We start from the raw sequence: 17590 nt of genomic DNA, 5'->3' as shown, positions 1-17590 counted from the left end.
GTGCGATGCACTATGGCAAACTGCGCCGGCAACAGGATTCCCCCGACATGCTCAAGCTCGTCATCGGCAACAAGAACTACTCATCATGGTCGATGCGGCCCTGGCTGGCGCTGCGCGCCAACGACATCCCGTTCGAGGAGGTCTTCATTCCGCTCTACACTGACCAGGCCGACAAGGACCGCATCCTCGCTTTCAGCAAGGCCGGCAAGGTGCCGACGCTGATCGACGGCGAGGTCACGGTGTGGGATTCGTTGGCTATCATCGAATATCTCGCCGAGAAATTTCCCGAGGCGAAGCTGTGGCCGGCGGATCGTGCCGCGCGCGCGCATGCCCGCGCGATCTCGGCGGAGATGCATTCCGGCTTCGTGCCGTTGCGCAGCGAATGCGGCATGAACCTGCACCGGCCGATCAAGGCCGTCGCGCTATCGAACGACGCGCGCGGCAACGTGGCGCGGATCGAGGAGATCTGGGCCGATTGCCACGCGCGCTATGGCAGGCAGGGGCCGTTCCTGTTCGGGGCATTCTCGGCAGCGGATGCGATGTACGCCCCCGTGGTGCATCGGTTCCGCACCTACGCGATCCCGGTGAAGGCGGCGGCGCAGCATTATGTTGACGCCATGATGGCGCTGCCGGCGTTCCAGGAATGGACCCGCGACGGTCTGGCTGAGACGCTGCGGATCGACCGATTCGAGGACGCCTGACTGGTCCAGCGCTTCCGAATTGTGACGGCGGCTGCAAAGATCGCGGCTTGACGCCGCGCGGCCGAAGGCGTCGAATCCGACAGGCTGGTTTCGCAAGTCGTGAAAGGACTTAGACCATGGGCATTCTGGATTCCCTGGAGAATTCGCCGGAGCTCAAAGGCATGCTCGGCCAGCTCGGCGCGGCCGTGATTCCCGTCGTGCTCGGCGAGGTGATGGGCAATGGCGGGCAGGGCGGCTTGTCCGCGATCGTCGCCAAGCTCGAGCAGGCCGGCCTCGGCGAGCAGGTCAAATCCTGGATCGGCACCGGCCAAAACCTGCCGATCACGGCCGACCAGCTCCAGCAGGTGCTGGGCAGCGACACGGTCAAGCAGCTCGCAGCCAGGTTCAACATCCCCGTCGACCAGCTGTCCAAGGTGCTGGCCCAGCAGCTTCCGGGTGCGGTCGATAGCGCGAGCCCGAACGGCAAGCTGCCGCATACCGCCTGAGCCGGTGGAACCGGGTTCCTGCGGAGGCCCGGCGGGCAATTTCGGGCTGGCACGTAAATTGCTGCCTATCACCCTGAAAAACCTGCAAAAATCGTAGCTTTGCCATGCCCCAATCTTGCTGGATTTGGGGCAGGGCGATGTGCTAGCTTGCCGCAGGGTTCTCAAAATGCCGGCCAGAGCTATCGGGACTGTCAGCCCGGCCAGCAATCTCTAAGAAAATGGAGAGGGCGTTGAAGCATAAGTACTCGATTGGCGAGATCGTCTATTTCACGGCCAGCAACGTGGCGCGCCCCGCTGCGAGCGGCACCTATGAGGTGATCCGCCTGCTGCCGACCGAGGGAGACGACTGCCAGTATCGCATCAAGAGCTCGACTGAAGCTTTCGAACGGGTGGCCAAGGAGAGCCAGCTCGCGCTGTCCTGAACGAGTTGTGCGCAAGCCGGCGGCTGGAGCGGGTTTCGCGCCGCCGCCGTCAAAAGGCCCTGTTCGCAGACCCATTGTGCTGAAGGTTGGACGTCGAGGTGGCGACGTTGGCCGTCGCCGATTGTGCTTACGCTGCGTTGAGGGACATCGCGCATGAATTGGGCTTCCTCGCTGGATCAGATCTGGCGCTCACCGACCTTCCCGATGTGGCTGACGCTGGCCGCAGCGGGCTTCTTTGGGATCGTTGTTCTGGTCACGCTGCTGCGCGCGGAGAAGTCCGTCGCCAATGGTGCGCTGACCGTCATCACGCTGCTATCGATCGCGGTCGCGGTCGCCGCGACGATCCGCGGCTTCGGGCCGGGCGGGCAGGCGGCGTCGCCGAGCGAGACACGAACCGCGCAATTGACCGGCCAGACGCTGCCGGCGCTGGCCTGCGTCGACGACCTCGCCGGAGACGCCGTGCTCAATGCCTGCGAGAAGGTGCTGTTCGGTTCGTCCGATACGGCCGCGGCGGCGGTCAGCTACGCGGCGGCGCAGATCTCACGCCTGACAGCGCTCGGCGACATCGCAACCGCGGAGCGCAATTCGACCACCGAGTTGCAGGCGCTGCGCCGCGCCATCGAGCATGACCGGTACGGCCTGGTGGCCTATGCGCTGATGGCGCGCGACCACTGCACCCCGACGGCGTGCGCCGCTTTCCGCTCGCTCGGCGACAACCATCAGATCGTCGCCAACATGAACGATCGGACCTACGAGAACCTGATCACCCGCTACGCCGCGTCATGGAACGCGCCGGCCATGGCCGCCCAGGCGTCGGCCGCCGGGCTGGTTGCCGCACTGCCGCCATCGATGCCCACCGGCCGGCCGACCAATGCGGAGTTTCCGAGCTCGGCGGACACCCCGCCGGTCAGCATCATGACGCCGGTACCGGCGAAGCCGGCCGCTGCGGCGCCGCCACCGGCCGCGCGCGCTGCCGCCGCGCCGCCCGCTGCCTCGAAGCGGCCGCTTGCCGCGAAGCGTCCGGTCCAGATCGCGCCGGCTGCTGCTCCTGCGGCGGCGGCGCCGCCACCTGCCGCGGCGAGTGCGCCAGCGGCCGCGAGCCAAGACTAAGCGTCGACTAAGCGCGGGCTTGAGCGTGATGACGGCGGCCTGAACCGCCGTCATTGCATTGTTCCCTGCGCTAATCCCGATATCCACTGCCGCTTTGATCACTCCCTTTCCAAAGCGCGCGCCGGCCGCTACATCCGCCGTATGCCGCTTCATCTCATCAAACTCGCCGTCGGTTGCGACTCGGTCAAGGAACTCAAGGGCTGGGTTGCCGAGCGGATGGCGACCGCCAAGAAAAGGGGCTTGCCGCTCCGTCACGTCCACATCACGAGGATGACGCCGAAGCGCGAGGAGGAGATCCTCGCCGGCGGCTCGCTGTACTGGGTGATCCGCGGCGAGATCGCGGCGCGCGAGAAGATCGTGGCGATCGAGCCGTTCCGCGACAAGGACGGCATCGGACGCTGCCGGCTGGTGATGCAGCCCAAGGTGATCGCGGTCTCGCCGCGGCCGATGCGGCCGTTCCAGGGCTGGCGCTATCTGACCGCGGACTCCGCGCCCGCAGACCTCACCAAATCGAGCGCGGCCAGCGTGGCGTCGATGCCGGAGCCAATGCGCCGCGAGCTGCGCGACCTCGGATTGCTCTGAGCGATCGGATTGCTGTGAGCAGCAAGCGGCGGTTGGCGCGGATCACTGCGTGACGAGATGCAGCCGGCCCCATTCCGATGCCGGGATCTCGACATAGCGGCCGCCCCCGGCATTGCTGACCGCGACGTCGAGCAGCTGGTGATCGATCCCCATCTCGCCGAGGTAGCGGCGAAACTGGTCGGTGAAGATCGAGGTCAGGTTCTCGCGATGCTCGGCCGAGACGTTGGGTGCCAGGCGGTTGTGGATTTCCATGCCGCTCAGCACCACGTGGCTGCCCGCCGGCAGACTGCGATGCACGCCGCCCGACAGCATCAGCACGCAGGCGAGATCGCAGGCAATGGCGGACGGCTTCTCCTTCGCATCCAGCGGGCCGCCGGGCCGCTTCAGTGCAAAGCATTCCTCCTCGGATTTCCCGTTGCAGGCCTCGACCTCGGTCGCCGCGACCACGGCATCGATGCCGCGATCGCGCAGGATGCGGCCGAGGCTCGTGGCGACGTTGAGGTTGGAGTTCCCCTTGATGTTGATCACCACCGGAAGCTTGCGGCCGTTTTGTCGGTCGAGGATCGCCAACAGGCGCTTGTAGGTGTCCCATTGCACGGAGCCTTCGGCGGCGATCCAGTCCGAGCAGCCCGGACCGCAGGCGTCAGGTGCGCCATGCGCGACGTAGAAGATCATCGCGCCGGGTGCCGAATTGACGCCGCCGACCGGTGGCCGGGTCTGCGCCTGCGCCATCCCGGCGGCCAATAGTGCGATGCTGAGAAGAATGCCCTGCCTGAAATACCTGCTCATTCCGACCGCCTGTGAAAGGCGCGATCATCCCCGCGTCGCGCGCGTGGCGCAAGCACGACCCGGCCGCGCGGATGAGGCCGGGGCCCTCATTACAGGTTCGCAGCCTGCTTGCGCGTGAACCGCATCACACTTTCGGATCCGGCTCTAGACCGCGATGTTGTCGATCAGGCGCGTGCTGCCGAGCCTTGCCGCGACCAGCATCCGCATCGGGCCGTCCTCCAGCGATCCGATCGGCGCCAGGGTGGCGGCGTGGCGAACCTCGAGATAGTCGAGCACGAAGCCGGCCTTGGTGATCTCAGCGGCACCGGCGGCCATTGCGGTTGCGGTGTCCTCGCCGGCGCGCAGGCGGCCTGCCGCTTGCTTCATCACTCGGTTGAGTTCGGGCGCCGCGCGCCGTTCCTCCGGCGAGAGGTAGACGTTGCGCGAGGACATCGCGAGGCCATCGCGTTCGCGCACCGTCTTGGATCCGATCACCTTGACGCCGAGGTCGAGGTCCGCGGCCATCTGGGTCACGACCCGGAGCTGCTGAAAGTCCTTTTCGCCGAAGATCGCAATGTCGGGCCGGACCTGGGTGAACAGCTTGCCGACCACGGTGGCGACGCCGCCGAAGAAATGCGGCCGGAAGCGATCCTCGAGCCCGGCGATCGCCGGTCCCTCCGGCACGATCCTGGTGGCGAAGCCGTCCGGATACATCGCCTTCACCTCGGGGTGCCAGATCAGGTCGACGCCCTCGGCGGCGAGCTTGGCGACGTCTTCCTTCCAGGTGCGCGGATACGAGCCGAAGTCTTCGGTGGGAGCAAATTGCGTCGGGTTGACGAAGATCGACACCACGACCCGCTTGGCGCGGCGCTTGGCGAGCCGCACCAGCGACACGTGGCCGTCATGGAGCGCACCCATGGTCGGGACCAGCGCGACGGTCGCCTTCTTGGCGCGCAGGGCGTCGACGGCGCGACGAAGGGCGGGGACGGTACGGACAACGGTGGGATTTCTCGGCATCTGGTCTCGACTCGTGGGGCAATCCGGGTGGGATGTCTGGTGTTCGGCAGGTAGCGCAGCTTACCAAGTCCGGGCCGCTATCGGCAAACCGCCGTGCACGCATTACCCGATCTCGAGCACGCACGGATCGCGGGCCTCGTGCCGCCGATCGACGCAGCCGGCCTGCTCGTTCGATTCATCATTAAGGACGGCTGCAATTGATTTCCTCTCGCGGTGATGCATTTCACTTGACCGCAGCCGTGCTCGATTTGAAGATCATCGCGGGGATTGAATCATGTTGGTGCAGGCTAGTCAGGGTCAATCCGGCTCCGCACATGTCGTGGTGCTCGGCAACGAGAAGGGTGGTTCGGGCAAATCGACCACCGCCCTGCATATCGCCGTTGCGCTCCTGAAGGCCGGACAGCGCGTCGCCACCATCGATCTCGATTGCCGCCAGCAGAGCTTCACCCGCTACATCGGCAATCGCCAGGCCTGGGCGCGGCGCTCCGGGCTCGATCTCGAACTCCCCGCGCACCACTGCATCAAGTACGGCGAGACGATGCAGATCGAGGAGAACGAGAACGCCGAATTCCAGCAGTTCATGGCCGCGGTGAGCGCGGTCGAACGTGCCTATGATTTCATCGTGATCGATACCCCCGGCTCGGACAGCTACCTGATGCGGCTCGCGCATTCGATGGCCGACACGCTGGTGACGCCGATCAACGACAGCTTCCTCGATTTCGACGTGCTGGGCACCGTCGATCCGGCGACCTATGCGGTGATCGGCGAGAGCCATTACGCTGAGATGGTGCGCGACGTCAGACGCAAGCGCCGCCAGCTCGACGGCGCCTCGACCGACTGGATCGTGGTGCGCAACCGGCTGTCGATGCTCGGCTCGCGCAACAAGCAGCTGGTCGCCGACGGCTTGAAGCAGCTGTCGCTGCGGATCGGGTTCCGGGCGGTGGACGGCTTTGCCGAGCGGGTGGTCTACCGCGAATTCTTCCCGCGCGGGCTGACGGCGCTCGACGACATCGACGAGGCGACGCTCGGCACCCGCCCGAACCTCGGCCACGTCACCGCCCGCGAGGAGGTGATGAGCCTGCTCCGCCAGCTCAAGCTGCCGCTCGACGAGCGCGGCCGCCGCCGCGCCGCCAACCGGGCCGAATGGTTCAGCCAGGTCGACAAGCCGCTCGAAGTCGACGACATCATCGGCAGCTAGCGATCGTGAATTGATCGGGTCCGCTTCCAAATCGCTCGCGCGGGAGGCGGGTGGCCAAAATATCGAAAACAACCCCATACAAAGCAGCCGAGGCGGCCAGCGTTCGACCAGGTCCGGGCCTTGGGAGTTGAAAGCCGCGATGATCGCGGCAGGGCCGAAATAGCGTATTCGCTTCAGGATCCGGCGCCGCTGATCCTCCCGGCTGCCGGGCTGAATCGGCAGCTCCGCTATCGGTTCGGCGTCAGTACCGTCATCTTGAACGGCCCGCCATTGGCGGCGGCATGCGCCACGGCATCGTTGGCGTGGTCGAGATCGAAGGTCGTGACCTCGAACTGATCGAGCCGCAACAGCCCGGCGCGGGCGAGGTTGACGAGGCCGAAGGTTGCCTCCGGCGGATACATCCAGACGCCGTGAATGCTGATGCATTCGCGCATGATCCAGGGGTAGGGCAGCTCGAGCCCCGGTCCACCCTGCATTCCGACGCCGCCCATCAGGAGGACCCGGCCATAGGGACGCACCGTCATGATCGCGGCGCGGACGGTCGGCGTCGTCACCGATGGCGGCATCAGGTCGAGCACGCAGTCGATGGGACCGGGCGCGGCGCGCCGCATGCGTTCCCGATCGTCGTCCTCGTTGCCACCGAGCTTCACGGTACGCACGCGCGGTCCGAACCTGCGGACCAGATCGGCCAGCACCTGCTCGTTGCGGCCGGGCGCCACGACGCAGGCTGCGCCCATTGCGAGCGCGACGGCGACGGCGGCGCTGCCGAAATTGCCGGTCGCGCCGCTCACCAGCACGGTCTCGCCCGGTTGCAGGCGCGCCGCCAGGAATCCGCCATAGGGCACAAGGCAGGTGCCGAGCGCGCACCATGCCGGCGCATCGGCCGGATCGATCGCGCCGATCCGCTTGACGTTCTCGGTCGGCACCAGGGTCTGCTCGGCGAACGAACCGTGGCGGAAGTGCCGTTGCAGGCGGAGCCCGCCTTCGCCGCGCGCGCTCCAGCCCTGCAGCGTAATGTCCGGCGAGATGCTGTCGTCGCGCGAGCGGAAGGTCGGATCGCAATACACCCAATCGCCTGCGGTGAGGTGGGTCGCGTCCGGACCGACGGCGCGAACCCGTCCGATCGCGCCCGGACCCGGAACGGCCGGCAGCTCCAGCAGGTAGCTGCGCTCGCCGCTAAAGACCTCGTTGGCGTAGGACAGCACGCGCGTCGCGATGACGTCGACGAGGACTTCACCGGTGCCCATCGGGGGTGCGGGGATTTCGTCGATCACGAGCGGTGAGCCGAACGATTTCAGGATTGCTGCTTTCATCTGGGCTTGTCCCCGGTTGAGAGCGGCATCATGCCGCGCGCCGTTGCACCAATGAAGACCTGGTATTATCCTAGGACTACCAAACCCACTCAGGAGCTCCCTGATGGCCACCGCACGGCAAAGCGAACTCGGTGATTTCCTGCGATCGCGGCGGCAGAAGCTGACGCCCAAGCTGACCGGCGCCCAGGCCGGGCGGCGGCGCCGAACGCCCGGCCTGCGCCGCGAGGAGGTGGCCGAGCTCGCCGGCATCGGGGTCGACTGGTACATCCGCCTCGAGCAGGGGCGCTCCGTCAGCCCGTCCGCCACCACGATCGACGCGCTGGCGCGGGCGCTGCGCCTCAGCAAGGCCGAGCACGCGCATCTGCGGGCGCTTGCGAAGGATGGCGACCGCCGACCATTTGCCGCCGAGACCGTGCCGCCCGCGATCCGGCGGGTCGTCGAAAGCCTCAACCAGCCGGCCTATGTCACGGGGCGGCGATGGGACGTGCTGACCTGGAACGCGGCCGCAGAGGAGGTCTTCGCGTTCGGCCGCGTACCCGAGGACGAGCGCAATACGCTGCTCTTCGTGCTGACCAACCCCAAGAGCCGGCAGCTGTTCGGCGCAGGCTGGCCCGAGGAGGCGCGGCGCATCGTGACCCAGTTCCGCCGGACCCACGACCTCTGGGCCGGCGATCCGGCCTTCCTCGATCTGCAGGGGCGGCTTCGCGCAGGCTGTCCGGAGTTCGACGGCTGGTGGGGGACCCACGACGTCAGCGTCAGCGTGGCCGGAAGGAAGGTGCTCAATCACCCCAAGCGCGGTCGCCTGACCTTTGAATACGCCACGTTCCAGGCCAATGACGATCCGGGCCTAAAACTGATCATTTATACCGAAATCGGTTGAAATCCGGGGTTTTCCGGTGATTTTTGTCACAGAGCGGCCAAAAAGCCGGAACAAAGGTGCCGGAATCCGGTTTTCCCCTCAACGTCGATCCAGAGGTCGAACGCAACCTTGGGAACTCACGTCAAAGGGTAAGAGGAGGGCGCAAGCCACCGCGTTGGTGGTGTGCAGCTGCACAAACTATAGGTGCAACGCACAACGTTATGCCACCGAAGCCACAATATTTGGACTTCCTGTCACGGCGCTGTGACATATATTCTTAAAAGGGGGCCGAAGAGCCTCCCGCCAAAATAGCCCCGTAAAGGCGGGCACCTCGAGGACGTCATGAAGCGTGGAATTCTCGTTCTGCTTTCGCTCTCCGTGGTGATCACGGGTGCTTATTTCACCGCGAGCAAGTGGGCGATCCGTCACGAAACCATCATGTTCAAGGATCCGACGCGCGACGAGCGGCCGGTCGCGGTCGATGTTGCGGTGCGCTTCGACAAGGAGATGCAGGCCGACGCGGGCATGATCAAGCTTCCGGTTGCGATCCTCAATCATGGTAATACCGTCAAATTCACCGAATATTCCTTCCTCGCGAACGTGTTCGCGGCGCGCGGCTATCTGACCATCAGCATTCAGAACGACCTGCCGTCGGATGGACCGATGGTGACCAAGGTCGGCGAGCTCTATGTCGGCCGTCTGCCGCAGTATCAGCGCGGCATCACCAACATCAAATTCGCCATCGAGGAGATGAAGAAGCGCCAGCCGAACGCGGACTACAGCAAGCTGACGATGGTCGGCCATTCCAATGGCGGCGACATCGCGATGTATTTCGCCAAGCAGTATCCCGACGAGATCAAGAAGGTCGTCACGCTGGACAATCTGCGTGTGCCGTTCATGACCGACGGCAAGTTCAAGATTCTGTCGTTCCGTTCGCATGATCAGCAGTTCAAGCCCGATCCTGGCGTGGTGCCGGATGAGGAGCAGTGCGAGAAGGCCGGCATCACCGTCGTGAACACCAACTTCCAGCACAACGACATGCGCGACACCGGACCCGAGAAGGCCAAGGACTCGATCCAGGCCATGCTCGATAAATTCCTGGCTGACACCGATAGCGCCGTTGCGCCGGTCGACACGCGCAATGCACCGCCGAAGATCCTGGAGCCGGGCCCGGTCTCGCTCTACGTGCCGGTCGAGAAGCCGCCCCAGACCTTCGGCGAGAAGCTCAAGAAGTCGCTCTCGCTGACCAAGACCGAGACCAAGAAGGATCCGTCGGTCACGAATTGACGGTGCCGCTCGCGATCAAGGCGGGCCGCTCACGTTGACCAATCCGATGCCGCGGCCCACATAGTGTTTGCTGTACGAGGCAAGCGCTGATGGCTGGCAAGACGATCAAACCGACATCCGGAAGCGACGTGCGCCCGGCCGATACGCCTGGTGTGCCGACATCGAGCGCGAACGACATCGCCGCCTTCGTTGCGAAGGCGCGGGCGATGTCGCCGCATCGCGCCGGTGCACGCGGCCGCCTGGTGTTCGCGCTCGACGCCACGATGAGCCGGCAGCCGACATGGGACATGGCGTGCGCACTGCAAGCCGACATGTTCCGCGAGGCCGGCGCGCTCGGCAGCCTCGACATCCGCCTCGTTTATTATCGCGGGTTCAATGAGTGCCGGGCCACCGGCTGGATCTCGGACAGTGCGCAGCTTGCGCGGCTGATGAGCAAGATCGATTGCCAGGGCGGCAATACCCAGATCGGCAAGGTGCTGTCGGAGACACGCCGCGAAGCGGTCGCCTCAGGCGTGCGCGCGTTGGTGTTCGTGGGCGACGCTATGGAGGAGAACGCCGACGCGCTGTGCGCAAGCGCCGGCGAGCTCGGCCTGCTCAAGGTGCCGGTGTTCATGTTCCAGGAGGGCGCGGACGCCACCGCCGAGCAGACGTTTCGCGAGATCGCGCGGCTGACCGGCGGCGCGTGGTGCAGGTTCGATCCCGGCGCGGCGGCGCAACTGCGCGAATTGCTGCGTGCCGCTGCGGCCTATGCCGCCGGCGGCCGCGAGGCGCTGCTGCGACTGGCGAAGACGACGAGCGGCGCGGCCAAGCTGATCGGCCAGATGAAATAGGCTTGCCGGGTCAGGCTTTGCCTGACGTTGCGGCCTTTGCAATCGTGCCGAGCAGCGTCGACATGTTGGCCGTGACCTGTCTGGCCGTTTCGGCGACGCCGTGCCGTTCTGCGAGCCAGGCCGGATCGTTGTAGGAGAGCCAGCAGTCGCCTGCGTCGTCCTGCCAGACCAGCGCCTTGAGCGGCAGATCGATCCCGATCGTCTGGGTAACCTGCATCAACGGTGTGCCGCCCTTCGCATTGCCAAACACGAACAGTTCGGTTGGACGGAGCGCGAGGCCGGCGCTCGCGGCGCCCGCAGCATGATCGATTTGCGCAAACAAGGTCAGCCCACTGGCCTGAAGTTCGGCCTTGAGCCGGTCGGCAGTCTCCTTCGGCCCGGCATTGCTGCGAAGGCTGATCAGTCCGTCAATCGCCATCGGGCGTCCTCCAGCGCGGTCGGTGCAGGCTACTCAAGCGCAGCGGGCGACGCCACGCGTGGCGCTTCACGCTCCGGTGAGACGAAGCTTCGCATGCTTTTTGCGGCCGGGCCGCTTATATTCCGCGCATGCCAACTCTGATCGCCGGCGTCGTCGCCGTTGTCGTCCTTTATTCCGCGCTGCAGATGTTTCGTGCGGCCAATCCCGCCGTGCTTGCGCGTGCGATCAAGATCGGCGGCGGGGTGCTCGCGCTGGCGGTGGCGGCCTTTACCGGCGTGCGGGGCGAACTGGCGGTGGCGATCCCGCTCGGCATCTTCGGCGCCGGACTGCTCGGCTGGTCGCCGTTCGGCAACACCGGGCTTCCCAATTTCGGCGGCATGTTCGGCGGTTCGCGCAGCCCCGGGCAAAGCTCGCGGGTGCGCTCGCAATATCTCGACATGAGCCTCGATCACGGCAGCGGCGTGCTCTCCGGGCAGATCGTGGCCGGACCGCAGGCCGGCCGCATGCTCGACGAGTTCGACCTGTCGCAGCTCTTGGCGATGGTCCCTAGCTTCGACGCCGAGAGCGTCGCGCTACTTGAAAGCTATCTGGACCGCCGCTTTCCCGCCTGGCGTCAGGACGCACAGGGCGACCGGACAGGGGGGCAGGGCCGTGCGGCGACGAGCGGCAAAATGACGAACGAGGAGGCCTATCAGATCCTTGGCCTGCAACCGGGGGCGTCGCGTGACGACATCAGCCGGGCTCACCGCACCCTGATGAAGAAACTGCATCCCGACCAGGGGGGCTCGACGTATCTCGCTGCCCGTGTGAACGAGGCCAAGGATACTCTGCTTCGCACGCATCTCTAACTCCGACGCTACCAACGCCACAGCCGAGAGCCGCCTTCCGCTTCTGATTGATGCCCCGTCTGGCCCGCCGCTGTCCGGCGTGGCCGATCGTTGTTTCGGGAAAACTTAACCGTAAAATCTTGACGAGAAGTTTTCATGGCGGCGCCATGCGCGGAAGGACCGCTCGTTCCCGTGCGCCGCCCGCAAAGCAAAAGGGCCGGCGCTTGCGGCGCTGGCCCTTTGCGATCGGTCGATCGAGTCGATCAGTTGCGAACGGTGATGCAGGAGATCTCGGCGCGCTTCAGCGTCTTGCACGCCGCCTCGGCCTGATCGCGCTCGAGACCGGCAAAGCGGGCGCGGTAGAGCTTGCGGTTGTCCTTCGCCACGACCTCGGTGAACGGGTCCGCCTTGCTGAGCAGGCCGCGGGCCGAGCTGCGCGCGAGGTCGATGCGCTTGTTGGCCTCGCCCTCGGATTCCAGCGCGCCGACCTGGATGATCCAGCCGGAATGCGCGGCACCGGGCTTGACGGTGTTGCTCTGCGGGGCGGCCTGGAGGCTGCGGGTCGGCTCGATCGAGGCCACGGCCTGCGGTGCCGGGGCGGCGGCGGGGGCATGCACGGACGACGCCGGCAGCACGCCGAGGATGCCGTTGCCGGTGCCGAAATTGGCCGGCTGCGGCGGCATCTCGGGCCTCGAGGTCTCGGCGGCCCGCGCCATCATCGCGTTTGAGGTTTCGGGAATCTCACCGCGCGACGGGATCGTGCTGGTGATCGGCGGTGCGGATTGTGCCGGACCGGCCGCGGCGAGCTTGATCTGGCCGGCCTTGACCTGAACGGTCTTCACCTTGACCGGCTTCATCGGCTCAGCCGAACCCGGAATCGCCGCGAGCTGCTGGGTCTGGATCACGCCTGAGGTCAGCGGCGCCGGTTCGGGCTTGGCCTGCGGCTCCGGCTTTGCCGGGGGCGGCGGCAGCGCGGCGGCGGCTGCGGCGATCAGCGAAGGCTTGCTGGCCGGGCGTGGTGCTGGCAACGGGGCGGGAGCGGGCTCCGACGCGGCAACCGGCGAGCTATCCGCTTCGCGCGCATCGTCGGCATCGGCGACCTGGACGTTGGCGTCGGCCGGGTTGCGCTCGGTGATCGCGGCGACGGTGCGATTGGTGGCGCCCTTGCCGATATTCTCGGCCAGCAGGTTGCGCATGATGGCGTCGCGGGAGCCGCCGCTGCGGCCGCCGAGCACGACGCCGACCAGGAAGCGATTGCCGCGGTGGATCGAGGTCACGAGGTTGAAGCCGGAGGCGCGGGTGTAGCCGGTCTTGATGCCGTCGACGCCCTCGACGCTGCCGAGCAGGCGATTGTGGCCGGTGATGGTGTGGCCGCGGAAATTGAACGCCGTCGTCGAGAAATAGCGATAATAGCGCGGGAAGCGATCCTGGATGGCGCGGCCGAGCGTCGACTGATCGCGCGCCGTGGTAATTTGCTCGTCGTTGGGCAGGCCCGAGGCGTTGCGATAGGTGGTCCGGCTCATACCGAGCGCGCGGGCCTTGCGGGTCATCATGCGGGCGAAGTCGTCTTCGCTGCCGCCGATCGCCTCGGCGATCACGACTGCCGCGTCATTGGCGGAGCGGGTGACCAGACCCTTGATGGCGTCTTCGACCTTGATGGTCTGGCCGGGCCGCAGGCCGAGCTTGGTCGGGTCCTGCTCGGAGGCGTGCTCGGAAACCGGCATCTCGGTGTCGAGCTTCATCTTTCCGGAATCGAGGCGCTCGAACAGCAGATAGAGCGTCATGATCTTGGTGAGCGAGGCGGGGTGCCGCAGTCCGTCGGGGCTGGTTGAGGTCAGCACCGAGCCGCTATTGCCGTCGACGATGATCGTCGCGAATTGCGGGCTGTAGCTTTCGCGCGCGGCCTCGCTGTGGTGATGACGGGCGGTGTGGCGCCGATGACGGCGCGCCTCCGCGCTATCACTGGTGATCAGGATCGCCGTCGTGACGGTAACGAGCCCAAGAACGCCAACTCGCAGCGCCCGCGAGGAGGCCAAGGTTGTTCGAAGCATCTACTTCCCCGTCCCAATTTCTATCTAGATCACTGGCTCGTGAGGCGAAATTGTGCCCGGCGGCCGTCGATCCTTGCCTGCGCAACAGACCATTTCGGGCAGAACCATCGGCCCTCGTGGCGGCTCAGGTCGCTCTTCTAGCTAAGGTGTTGTTCACAAACAGCTTTCAAGGCTGCCCGTCGGAAGGCGAACAAAGTCCGGGAATCAGGTTAGGCGGACCGAGTTTCCAAAAGATTAAGCAACCGTTGCGTAGTCCCCCGGGGTTTAGCGCAAATGCCCGGGAATCGCGCAGTGTGATTGTGCGCTGCACAATATTTGTTGACTTTATTGTGCGATGCGGTATTCTAATCAAGTCAGGGGGCCGGGAGCTTCCCGGCAATGGGAATTTGCGCCTTCAAGTCTGGGAAAAGGAATTCCAATCCATGGTCAAGATCGAAGACATTCAGAACTACGGCAAAGAGCATTTCGAGTCGGTCACTGCGTCTGCGAACAACCTGCAGAGCGGCGTCCAGGCGATCGCCACCGCCTACGGCGACTACGCCAAGAAGTCGTTTGAGGACACCAAGTCGTTCGTCGAGAAGCTGTCGGGCGTGAAGTCGCTGGACAAGGCGCTCGAGGCGCAGACCGAATACCTGCGCTCGTCCTACGAGACCTTTGTTGCGGAATCGCAGAAGATCGCCGGCCTGTACAGCGACTGCGCCAAGCAGACCTTCAAGCCCTATGAGGGCCTGGTCTCCAAGTTCGCGCCCGCTCAGTAAGCGCTGCCGATCAAGACAAACGAAAAGCCCGGCCGTTTCGGCCGGGCTTTTTTGTTGGGCGGGAGGCGGGCGGTTATTTCGCCAGCCGCAGCTTGCTGAGGGCCGTGCCGATCGTGTTGAACGTGGTCAGGATCTGGGTCGAGCTGGTCAGCATGAAGAATTTGTCGGGGCTGCTGGCGCAGTTCTTCAGGACGGTTGAGGTCGGATCGGCTGGCGAGCTCGTGTTCACCTGGATGGTGTAGATCGTGTACGCCGGGTTTCCACCGGAATCCCTCGCGGCCTGCAGGTTCTGACATTGCAGGGCCTGCCTTGCGTCGATCGGATTGCCCGAGGCCTGCGAGCTGCCGTCGCCGTAGACGGGCCAGCGGTCCTCGGTGTTCAAACCGTCGGACAGCAGGATAATCACCCGATTGTAGGTCGTGTTGGAGTCCTCTGCCGGCGCGTTCAGCGGGCCGTTCGCCAGCAGCGACTGCCACGCCCAGGCGAGGCCGACCGACTGGTCGGTGCCGCCGGTCGGCTGCATGGCGTTGACCGCGTTCTTCAGCGCGGTCCAGTCGTAGCTCAGCGGGATCAGCGGTTCGAGCTGCGGCGAGGCGCTGCTGCTGCAATAATACGAGCTGTTCTCGTAATACTCGTTGGCCGGAAACAGCGTGGTGACGTCGGATGTATTCGGCAGCACGCCGGTCGCATCGTTCGGCTGGGTGCGGTCCGTGACGCAGCCGGTCCAGTTGCTGATCGGATTGGTGGATGCTTGCAGCCAGTTGTTCGCGACCGTCGGGAGCTGATTGGTCGACGTCCACTTGTTGTTGGTCCAGCCCACCACGGCGCTGACGCGCGGCTGCGCCAGATTGTGAACGAGGTCCAACGGGCCCGGCTGGGTCCAGTCGTGGGTGTAGAGATTGCCGGAGCAGGACGTGACGCCGCCCGTGGTCGTGCAACTGCAACCAGTGACATTGTTGCCGGACGAATTCTTCGGACAGGAACAGGACGACGACCCCGTGCAGAATACGCCGGTGCCCGCCGGCGTGCTCACCCAGCAGCCGTTGTAGCGGGTGTGAGAGTTATAATCGACGCTCGGGCAGATGTAGCCTGAATAGGTCCCGCTCGACGGGATGTAGTTCGCGTTGGACGTGCTGGTCGGGCTGGTGTTGCAGGTGAAGCCGCCATTGCTGTTGGTCCAGGGGCATTTCGCGCCGGGGCCAACCGCGTGCCAGTTCATCGGGAGGCTCGCCTGCAGGCTCTGGCTGCCGGTCCCCATGCTGCCGTTGTTGGGCTGGGTGGTCGGTGGATTGAGCCAGTCGGTCCAGTCGATCCAGTTCTGGCCGGAATTGTTGGTGCCGACATTGACGACCTTGGCGAACGGAATGACGGAGACATAGACGTCACCATTGTTCTTGCTCAGCGCGCTGAGCTGGTCGATCAGGCCGCCGGATCCGGCCACCGCGTTTCGCAGCGCGGTAATCTTGCCGTCCTGGGCCATCGATCCCGTGTTGTCGAGGGCGAGGGCGACGCGCATCTTGACGTTGCCCCAGGTGGTGGTGGTCGAACTGCTGAAATTCAGCTTTGGAAAACCGGCAAGCTGCATGAAGTCGGTTTTGACGAAGCCGGACCCGCTCAGCAGGATGGTCGCCGCCGCGCTCGAGGTCGGGGTCGTATAAGTGGCCGAGACCGCAAGGCCCTGGCCGTCCTTGTTGGTGTAGAGGCCATTGAAGTAGGACTGGGCCTTGCTCGGGATCTGCGCGGCCGTGATGTTGCCCATGGTGAGGTCCTTGGACAGCATCAGCGCGGTAGAATCGAGCGCCGCCTGCATCGAGGACCGGGCGCTGTTGGCGCGGGTATAGTCGATCGCGGCTCCCACGAAGGCGATAATCGGCAGAATCGCGAGCGTGAAGATAACAGCGACATTGCCGTCCTTTGCCCTGGAAAACCGGCGGGCAGCGGCGCGGCCGCGATTGAAAATGGCTGAGCCCAGCATGACACTCTCATCGAAATTATTGATGGCGCCATCATCTCTACGCGTGCGGCTAAACAGTTGGTGAATCGGGCCAGGGAAACCTGGCAACTGGTACCGGTGGGGCGCAAAAGCAGGGCAAAAGCGCGCGCTATCCTCAATGCCGTCTAAATCGGCTGCCCCGATCCTTTGTCAAATCAGGCAGAAATGATTAACCTTCCAAGGGTTGCCGCGCCGGGAATCGGACCGGTGGGCTGCGGCGGGTCTGCGCTTGCGGCAGGGCGTCGCGAGGCCCATATTCGGGAGGTTGATCCGGCCGCCGGATCGGACCGGGAGCGGCAATCTGGAAAGGTTGCTGGGGGTTCCGCGATCAGTCTTGCGGCAATCGCGACCACCTTCCAATCGCCATCCGGTTTCCTGCCGGCATCCCTTGGGGAATTCGAACGCCTGAACCATGTTGCGACCCACGTTGACAGTCCCGATCTCCGAGCCGGTTTCGGCCAAGCCGGCGGTGCCCGCCGCGCCGGTGCCGACAACGCCGGTGCCGACAATGAGCAATGACGACAACCGCAGTGGCGCGGGCAGCGGCCCGTCGACCTCGGTCATCACCAAGGTCAAGCCGAAGACCAAGCGCCCGAACCTGTATCGCGTCCTGATCCTGAACGACGATTACACGCCGATGGAGTTCGTCGTTCACGTGCTGGAGCGATTCTTCAACAAGGACGCCGAGGCCGCGACCACGATCATGTTGCACGTTCATCATCACGGGATCGGTGAGTGCGGCGTGTTCACCTACGAGATCGCCGAGACCAAAGTGACACAAGTCATGGACTTCGCGCGCAAGCATCAGCATCCACTGCAATGTGTGATGGAAAAGAAGTAGTTCGCGGGAACGATTGACCCGGCGCGACGAGCGGAACGGGTCTTGCAACGCGTTTTCTGACGGTTGTGAGGGGCGTTCCCGTACGATCACGGGGCGCGGTCGCACGGCGTCCCGGTGCCCCGAATTTAGA

The 17590-nt window shown here is 65.1% G+C and carries 19 protein-coding genes; 12 read left to right on the top strand and 7 right to left on the bottom strand.

Going from position 1 to position 17590, the window contains the following annotated elements:
• The first annotated feature begins 47 nt into the window (after nucleotides 1-47).
• From CK489_RS31110 to CK489_RS31090, 5 genes are all read left to right on the top strand, one after another.
• Nucleotides 48-701: a glutathione S-transferase family protein gene (locus CK489_RS31110; protein ID WP_050630892.1), complete on the top strand. Its 654-nt coding sequence runs from the start codon at nucleotides 48-50 to the stop codon at nucleotides 699-701.
• Nucleotides 702-817: 116 nt separating this feature from the next.
• Entirely contained in the window at nucleotides 818-1186 is a 369-nt protein-coding gene (locus CK489_RS31105) for a YidB family protein (protein WP_050630861.1), read from the top strand.
• A gap of 218 nt (nucleotides 1187-1404) precedes the next feature.
• Entirely contained in the window at nucleotides 1405-1608 is a 204-nt protein-coding gene (locus CK489_RS31100; protein WP_094194249.1) for a hypothetical protein, read from the top strand.
• 153 nt (nucleotides 1609-1761) lie between these two features.
• A complete protein-coding gene (locus CK489_RS31095) occupies nucleotides 1762-2718 on the top strand; it encodes a hypothetical protein (protein ID WP_095735007.1) in 957 nt (318 codons plus the stop codon).
• 141 nt (nucleotides 2719-2859) lie between these two features.
• Complete coding sequence (locus CK489_RS31090) at nucleotides 2860-3300, top strand: DUF1489 family protein (protein ID WP_095735006.1); 441 nt, start codon at nucleotides 2860-2862, stop codon at nucleotides 3298-3300.
• A gap of 42 nt (nucleotides 3301-3342) precedes the next feature.
• Here the strand turns inward: CK489_RS31090 and CK489_RS31085 are convergent, their stop codons facing one another.
• Both CK489_RS31085 and panC read right to left on the bottom strand, forming a co-directional pair.
• Nucleotides 3343-4089 carry a hypothetical protein gene (locus tag CK489_RS31085; RefSeq protein WP_050630864.1) on the bottom strand — a complete coding sequence of 249 codons (747 nt, stop codon included), beginning with the start codon at nucleotides 4087-4089 and terminating at the stop codon, nucleotides 3343-3345.
• Between the two features lie 144 nt (nucleotides 4090-4233).
• The gene (gene panC, locus CK489_RS31080; protein WP_095735005.1) at nucleotides 4234-5085 is read right to left on the bottom strand and encodes a pantoate--beta-alanine ligase; all 852 of its coding nucleotides are present in this window, start codon (nucleotides 5083-5085) and stop codon (nucleotides 4234-4236) included.
• A gap of 274 nt (nucleotides 5086-5359) precedes the next feature.
• On the opposite strand from panC, the gene CK489_RS31075 reads away from it, so the two are divergent.
• Nucleotides 5360-6283, top strand: a complete 924-nt coding sequence (locus tag CK489_RS31075) for a division plane positioning ATPase MipZ (protein ID WP_050630866.1) — start codon at nucleotides 5360-5362, stop codon at nucleotides 6281-6283.
• 227 nt (nucleotides 6284-6510) lie between these two features.
• Here the strand turns inward: CK489_RS31075 and CK489_RS31070 are convergent, their stop codons facing one another.
• Complete coding sequence (locus CK489_RS31070; RefSeq protein WP_095735004.1) at nucleotides 6511-7596, bottom strand: alcohol dehydrogenase catalytic domain-containing protein; 1086 nt, start codon at nucleotides 7594-7596, stop codon at nucleotides 6511-6513.
• Nucleotides 7597-7699: 103 nt separating this feature from the next.
• On the opposite strand from CK489_RS31070, the gene CK489_RS31065 reads away from it, so the two are divergent.
• From CK489_RS31065 to CK489_RS31055, 3 genes are all read left to right on the top strand, one after another.
• On the top strand, nucleotides 7700-8476 hold the full coding sequence (locus CK489_RS31065; protein ID WP_095735003.1) for a helix-turn-helix transcriptional regulator: 777 nt from the start codon (nucleotides 7700-7702) through the stop codon (nucleotides 8474-8476).
• A 321-nt stretch (nucleotides 8477-8797) separates the two neighbouring features.
• Nucleotides 8798-9742, top strand: coding sequence for an alpha/beta hydrolase family protein (locus tag CK489_RS31060; protein ID WP_050630869.1), 945 nt, complete (start codon nucleotides 8798-8800; stop codon nucleotides 9740-9742).
• An 89-nt stretch (nucleotides 9743-9831) separates the two neighbouring features.
• Complete coding sequence (locus CK489_RS31055; RefSeq protein ID WP_095735002.1) at nucleotides 9832-10572, top strand: vWA domain-containing protein; 741 nt, start codon at nucleotides 9832-9834, stop codon at nucleotides 10570-10572.
• Between the two features lie 10 nt (nucleotides 10573-10582).
• Here CK489_RS31055 and CK489_RS31050 read toward each other — a convergent pair whose 3' ends face one another.
• Complete coding sequence (locus CK489_RS31050) at nucleotides 10583-10990, bottom strand: DUF302 domain-containing protein (RefSeq protein WP_095735001.1); 408 nt, start codon at nucleotides 10988-10990, stop codon at nucleotides 10583-10585.
• A 128-nt stretch (nucleotides 10991-11118) separates the two neighbouring features.
• Here CK489_RS31050 and CK489_RS31045 point away from each other — a divergent pair, with 128 nt between their 5' ends.
• The gene (locus tag CK489_RS31045) at nucleotides 11119-11838 is read left to right on the top strand and encodes a DnaJ domain-containing protein (RefSeq protein ID WP_050630870.1); all 720 of its coding nucleotides are present in this window, start codon (nucleotides 11119-11121) and stop codon (nucleotides 11836-11838) included.
• Nucleotides 11839-12080: 242 nt separating this feature from the next.
• Here the strand turns inward: CK489_RS31045 and CK489_RS31040 are convergent, their stop codons facing one another.
• Nucleotides 12081-13868, bottom strand: coding sequence for a D-alanyl-D-alanine carboxypeptidase (locus CK489_RS31040; protein WP_095735000.1), 1788 nt, complete (start codon nucleotides 13866-13868; stop codon nucleotides 12081-12083).
• A gap of 422 nt (nucleotides 13869-14290) precedes the next feature.
• Here CK489_RS31040 and CK489_RS31035 point away from each other — a divergent pair, with 422 nt between their 5' ends.
• Nucleotides 14291-14626, top strand: coding sequence for a phasin family protein (locus CK489_RS31035; RefSeq protein ID WP_021078275.1), 336 nt, complete (start codon nucleotides 14291-14293; stop codon nucleotides 14624-14626).
• A gap of 73 nt (nucleotides 14627-14699) precedes the next feature.
• On the opposite strand, the gene CK489_RS31030 is transcribed toward CK489_RS31035, so the two are convergent.
• On the bottom strand, nucleotides 14700-16601 hold the full coding sequence (locus tag CK489_RS31030; RefSeq protein WP_095734999.1) for a TadE/TadG family type IV pilus assembly protein: 1902 nt from the start codon (nucleotides 16599-16601) through the stop codon (nucleotides 14700-14702).
• A gap of 168 nt (nucleotides 16602-16769) precedes the next feature.
• Nucleotides 16770-17135, bottom strand: coding sequence for a hypothetical protein (locus CK489_RS41070; RefSeq protein WP_143278268.1), 366 nt, complete (start codon nucleotides 17133-17135; stop codon nucleotides 16770-16772).
• Here CK489_RS41070 and clpS point away from each other — a divergent pair.
• The gene (clpS, locus tag CK489_RS31025) at nucleotides 17128-17460 is read left to right on the top strand and encodes an ATP-dependent Clp protease adapter ClpS (RefSeq protein ID WP_050630893.1); all 333 of its coding nucleotides are present in this window, start codon (nucleotides 17128-17130) and stop codon (nucleotides 17458-17460) included. The genes CK489_RS41070 and clpS overlap by 8 nt on opposite strands.
• The last annotated feature ends 130 nt before the right edge of the window (nucleotides 17461-17590 follow it).

The sequence above is a fragment of the Bradyrhizobium sp. UFLA03-84 genome (assembly GCF_002289535.1).
Lineage (GTDB): Bacteria > Pseudomonadota > Alphaproteobacteria > Rhizobiales > Xanthobacteraceae > Bradyrhizobium > Bradyrhizobium viridifuturi.
This window is presented reverse-complemented; position numbering and strand designations above follow the sequence as displayed.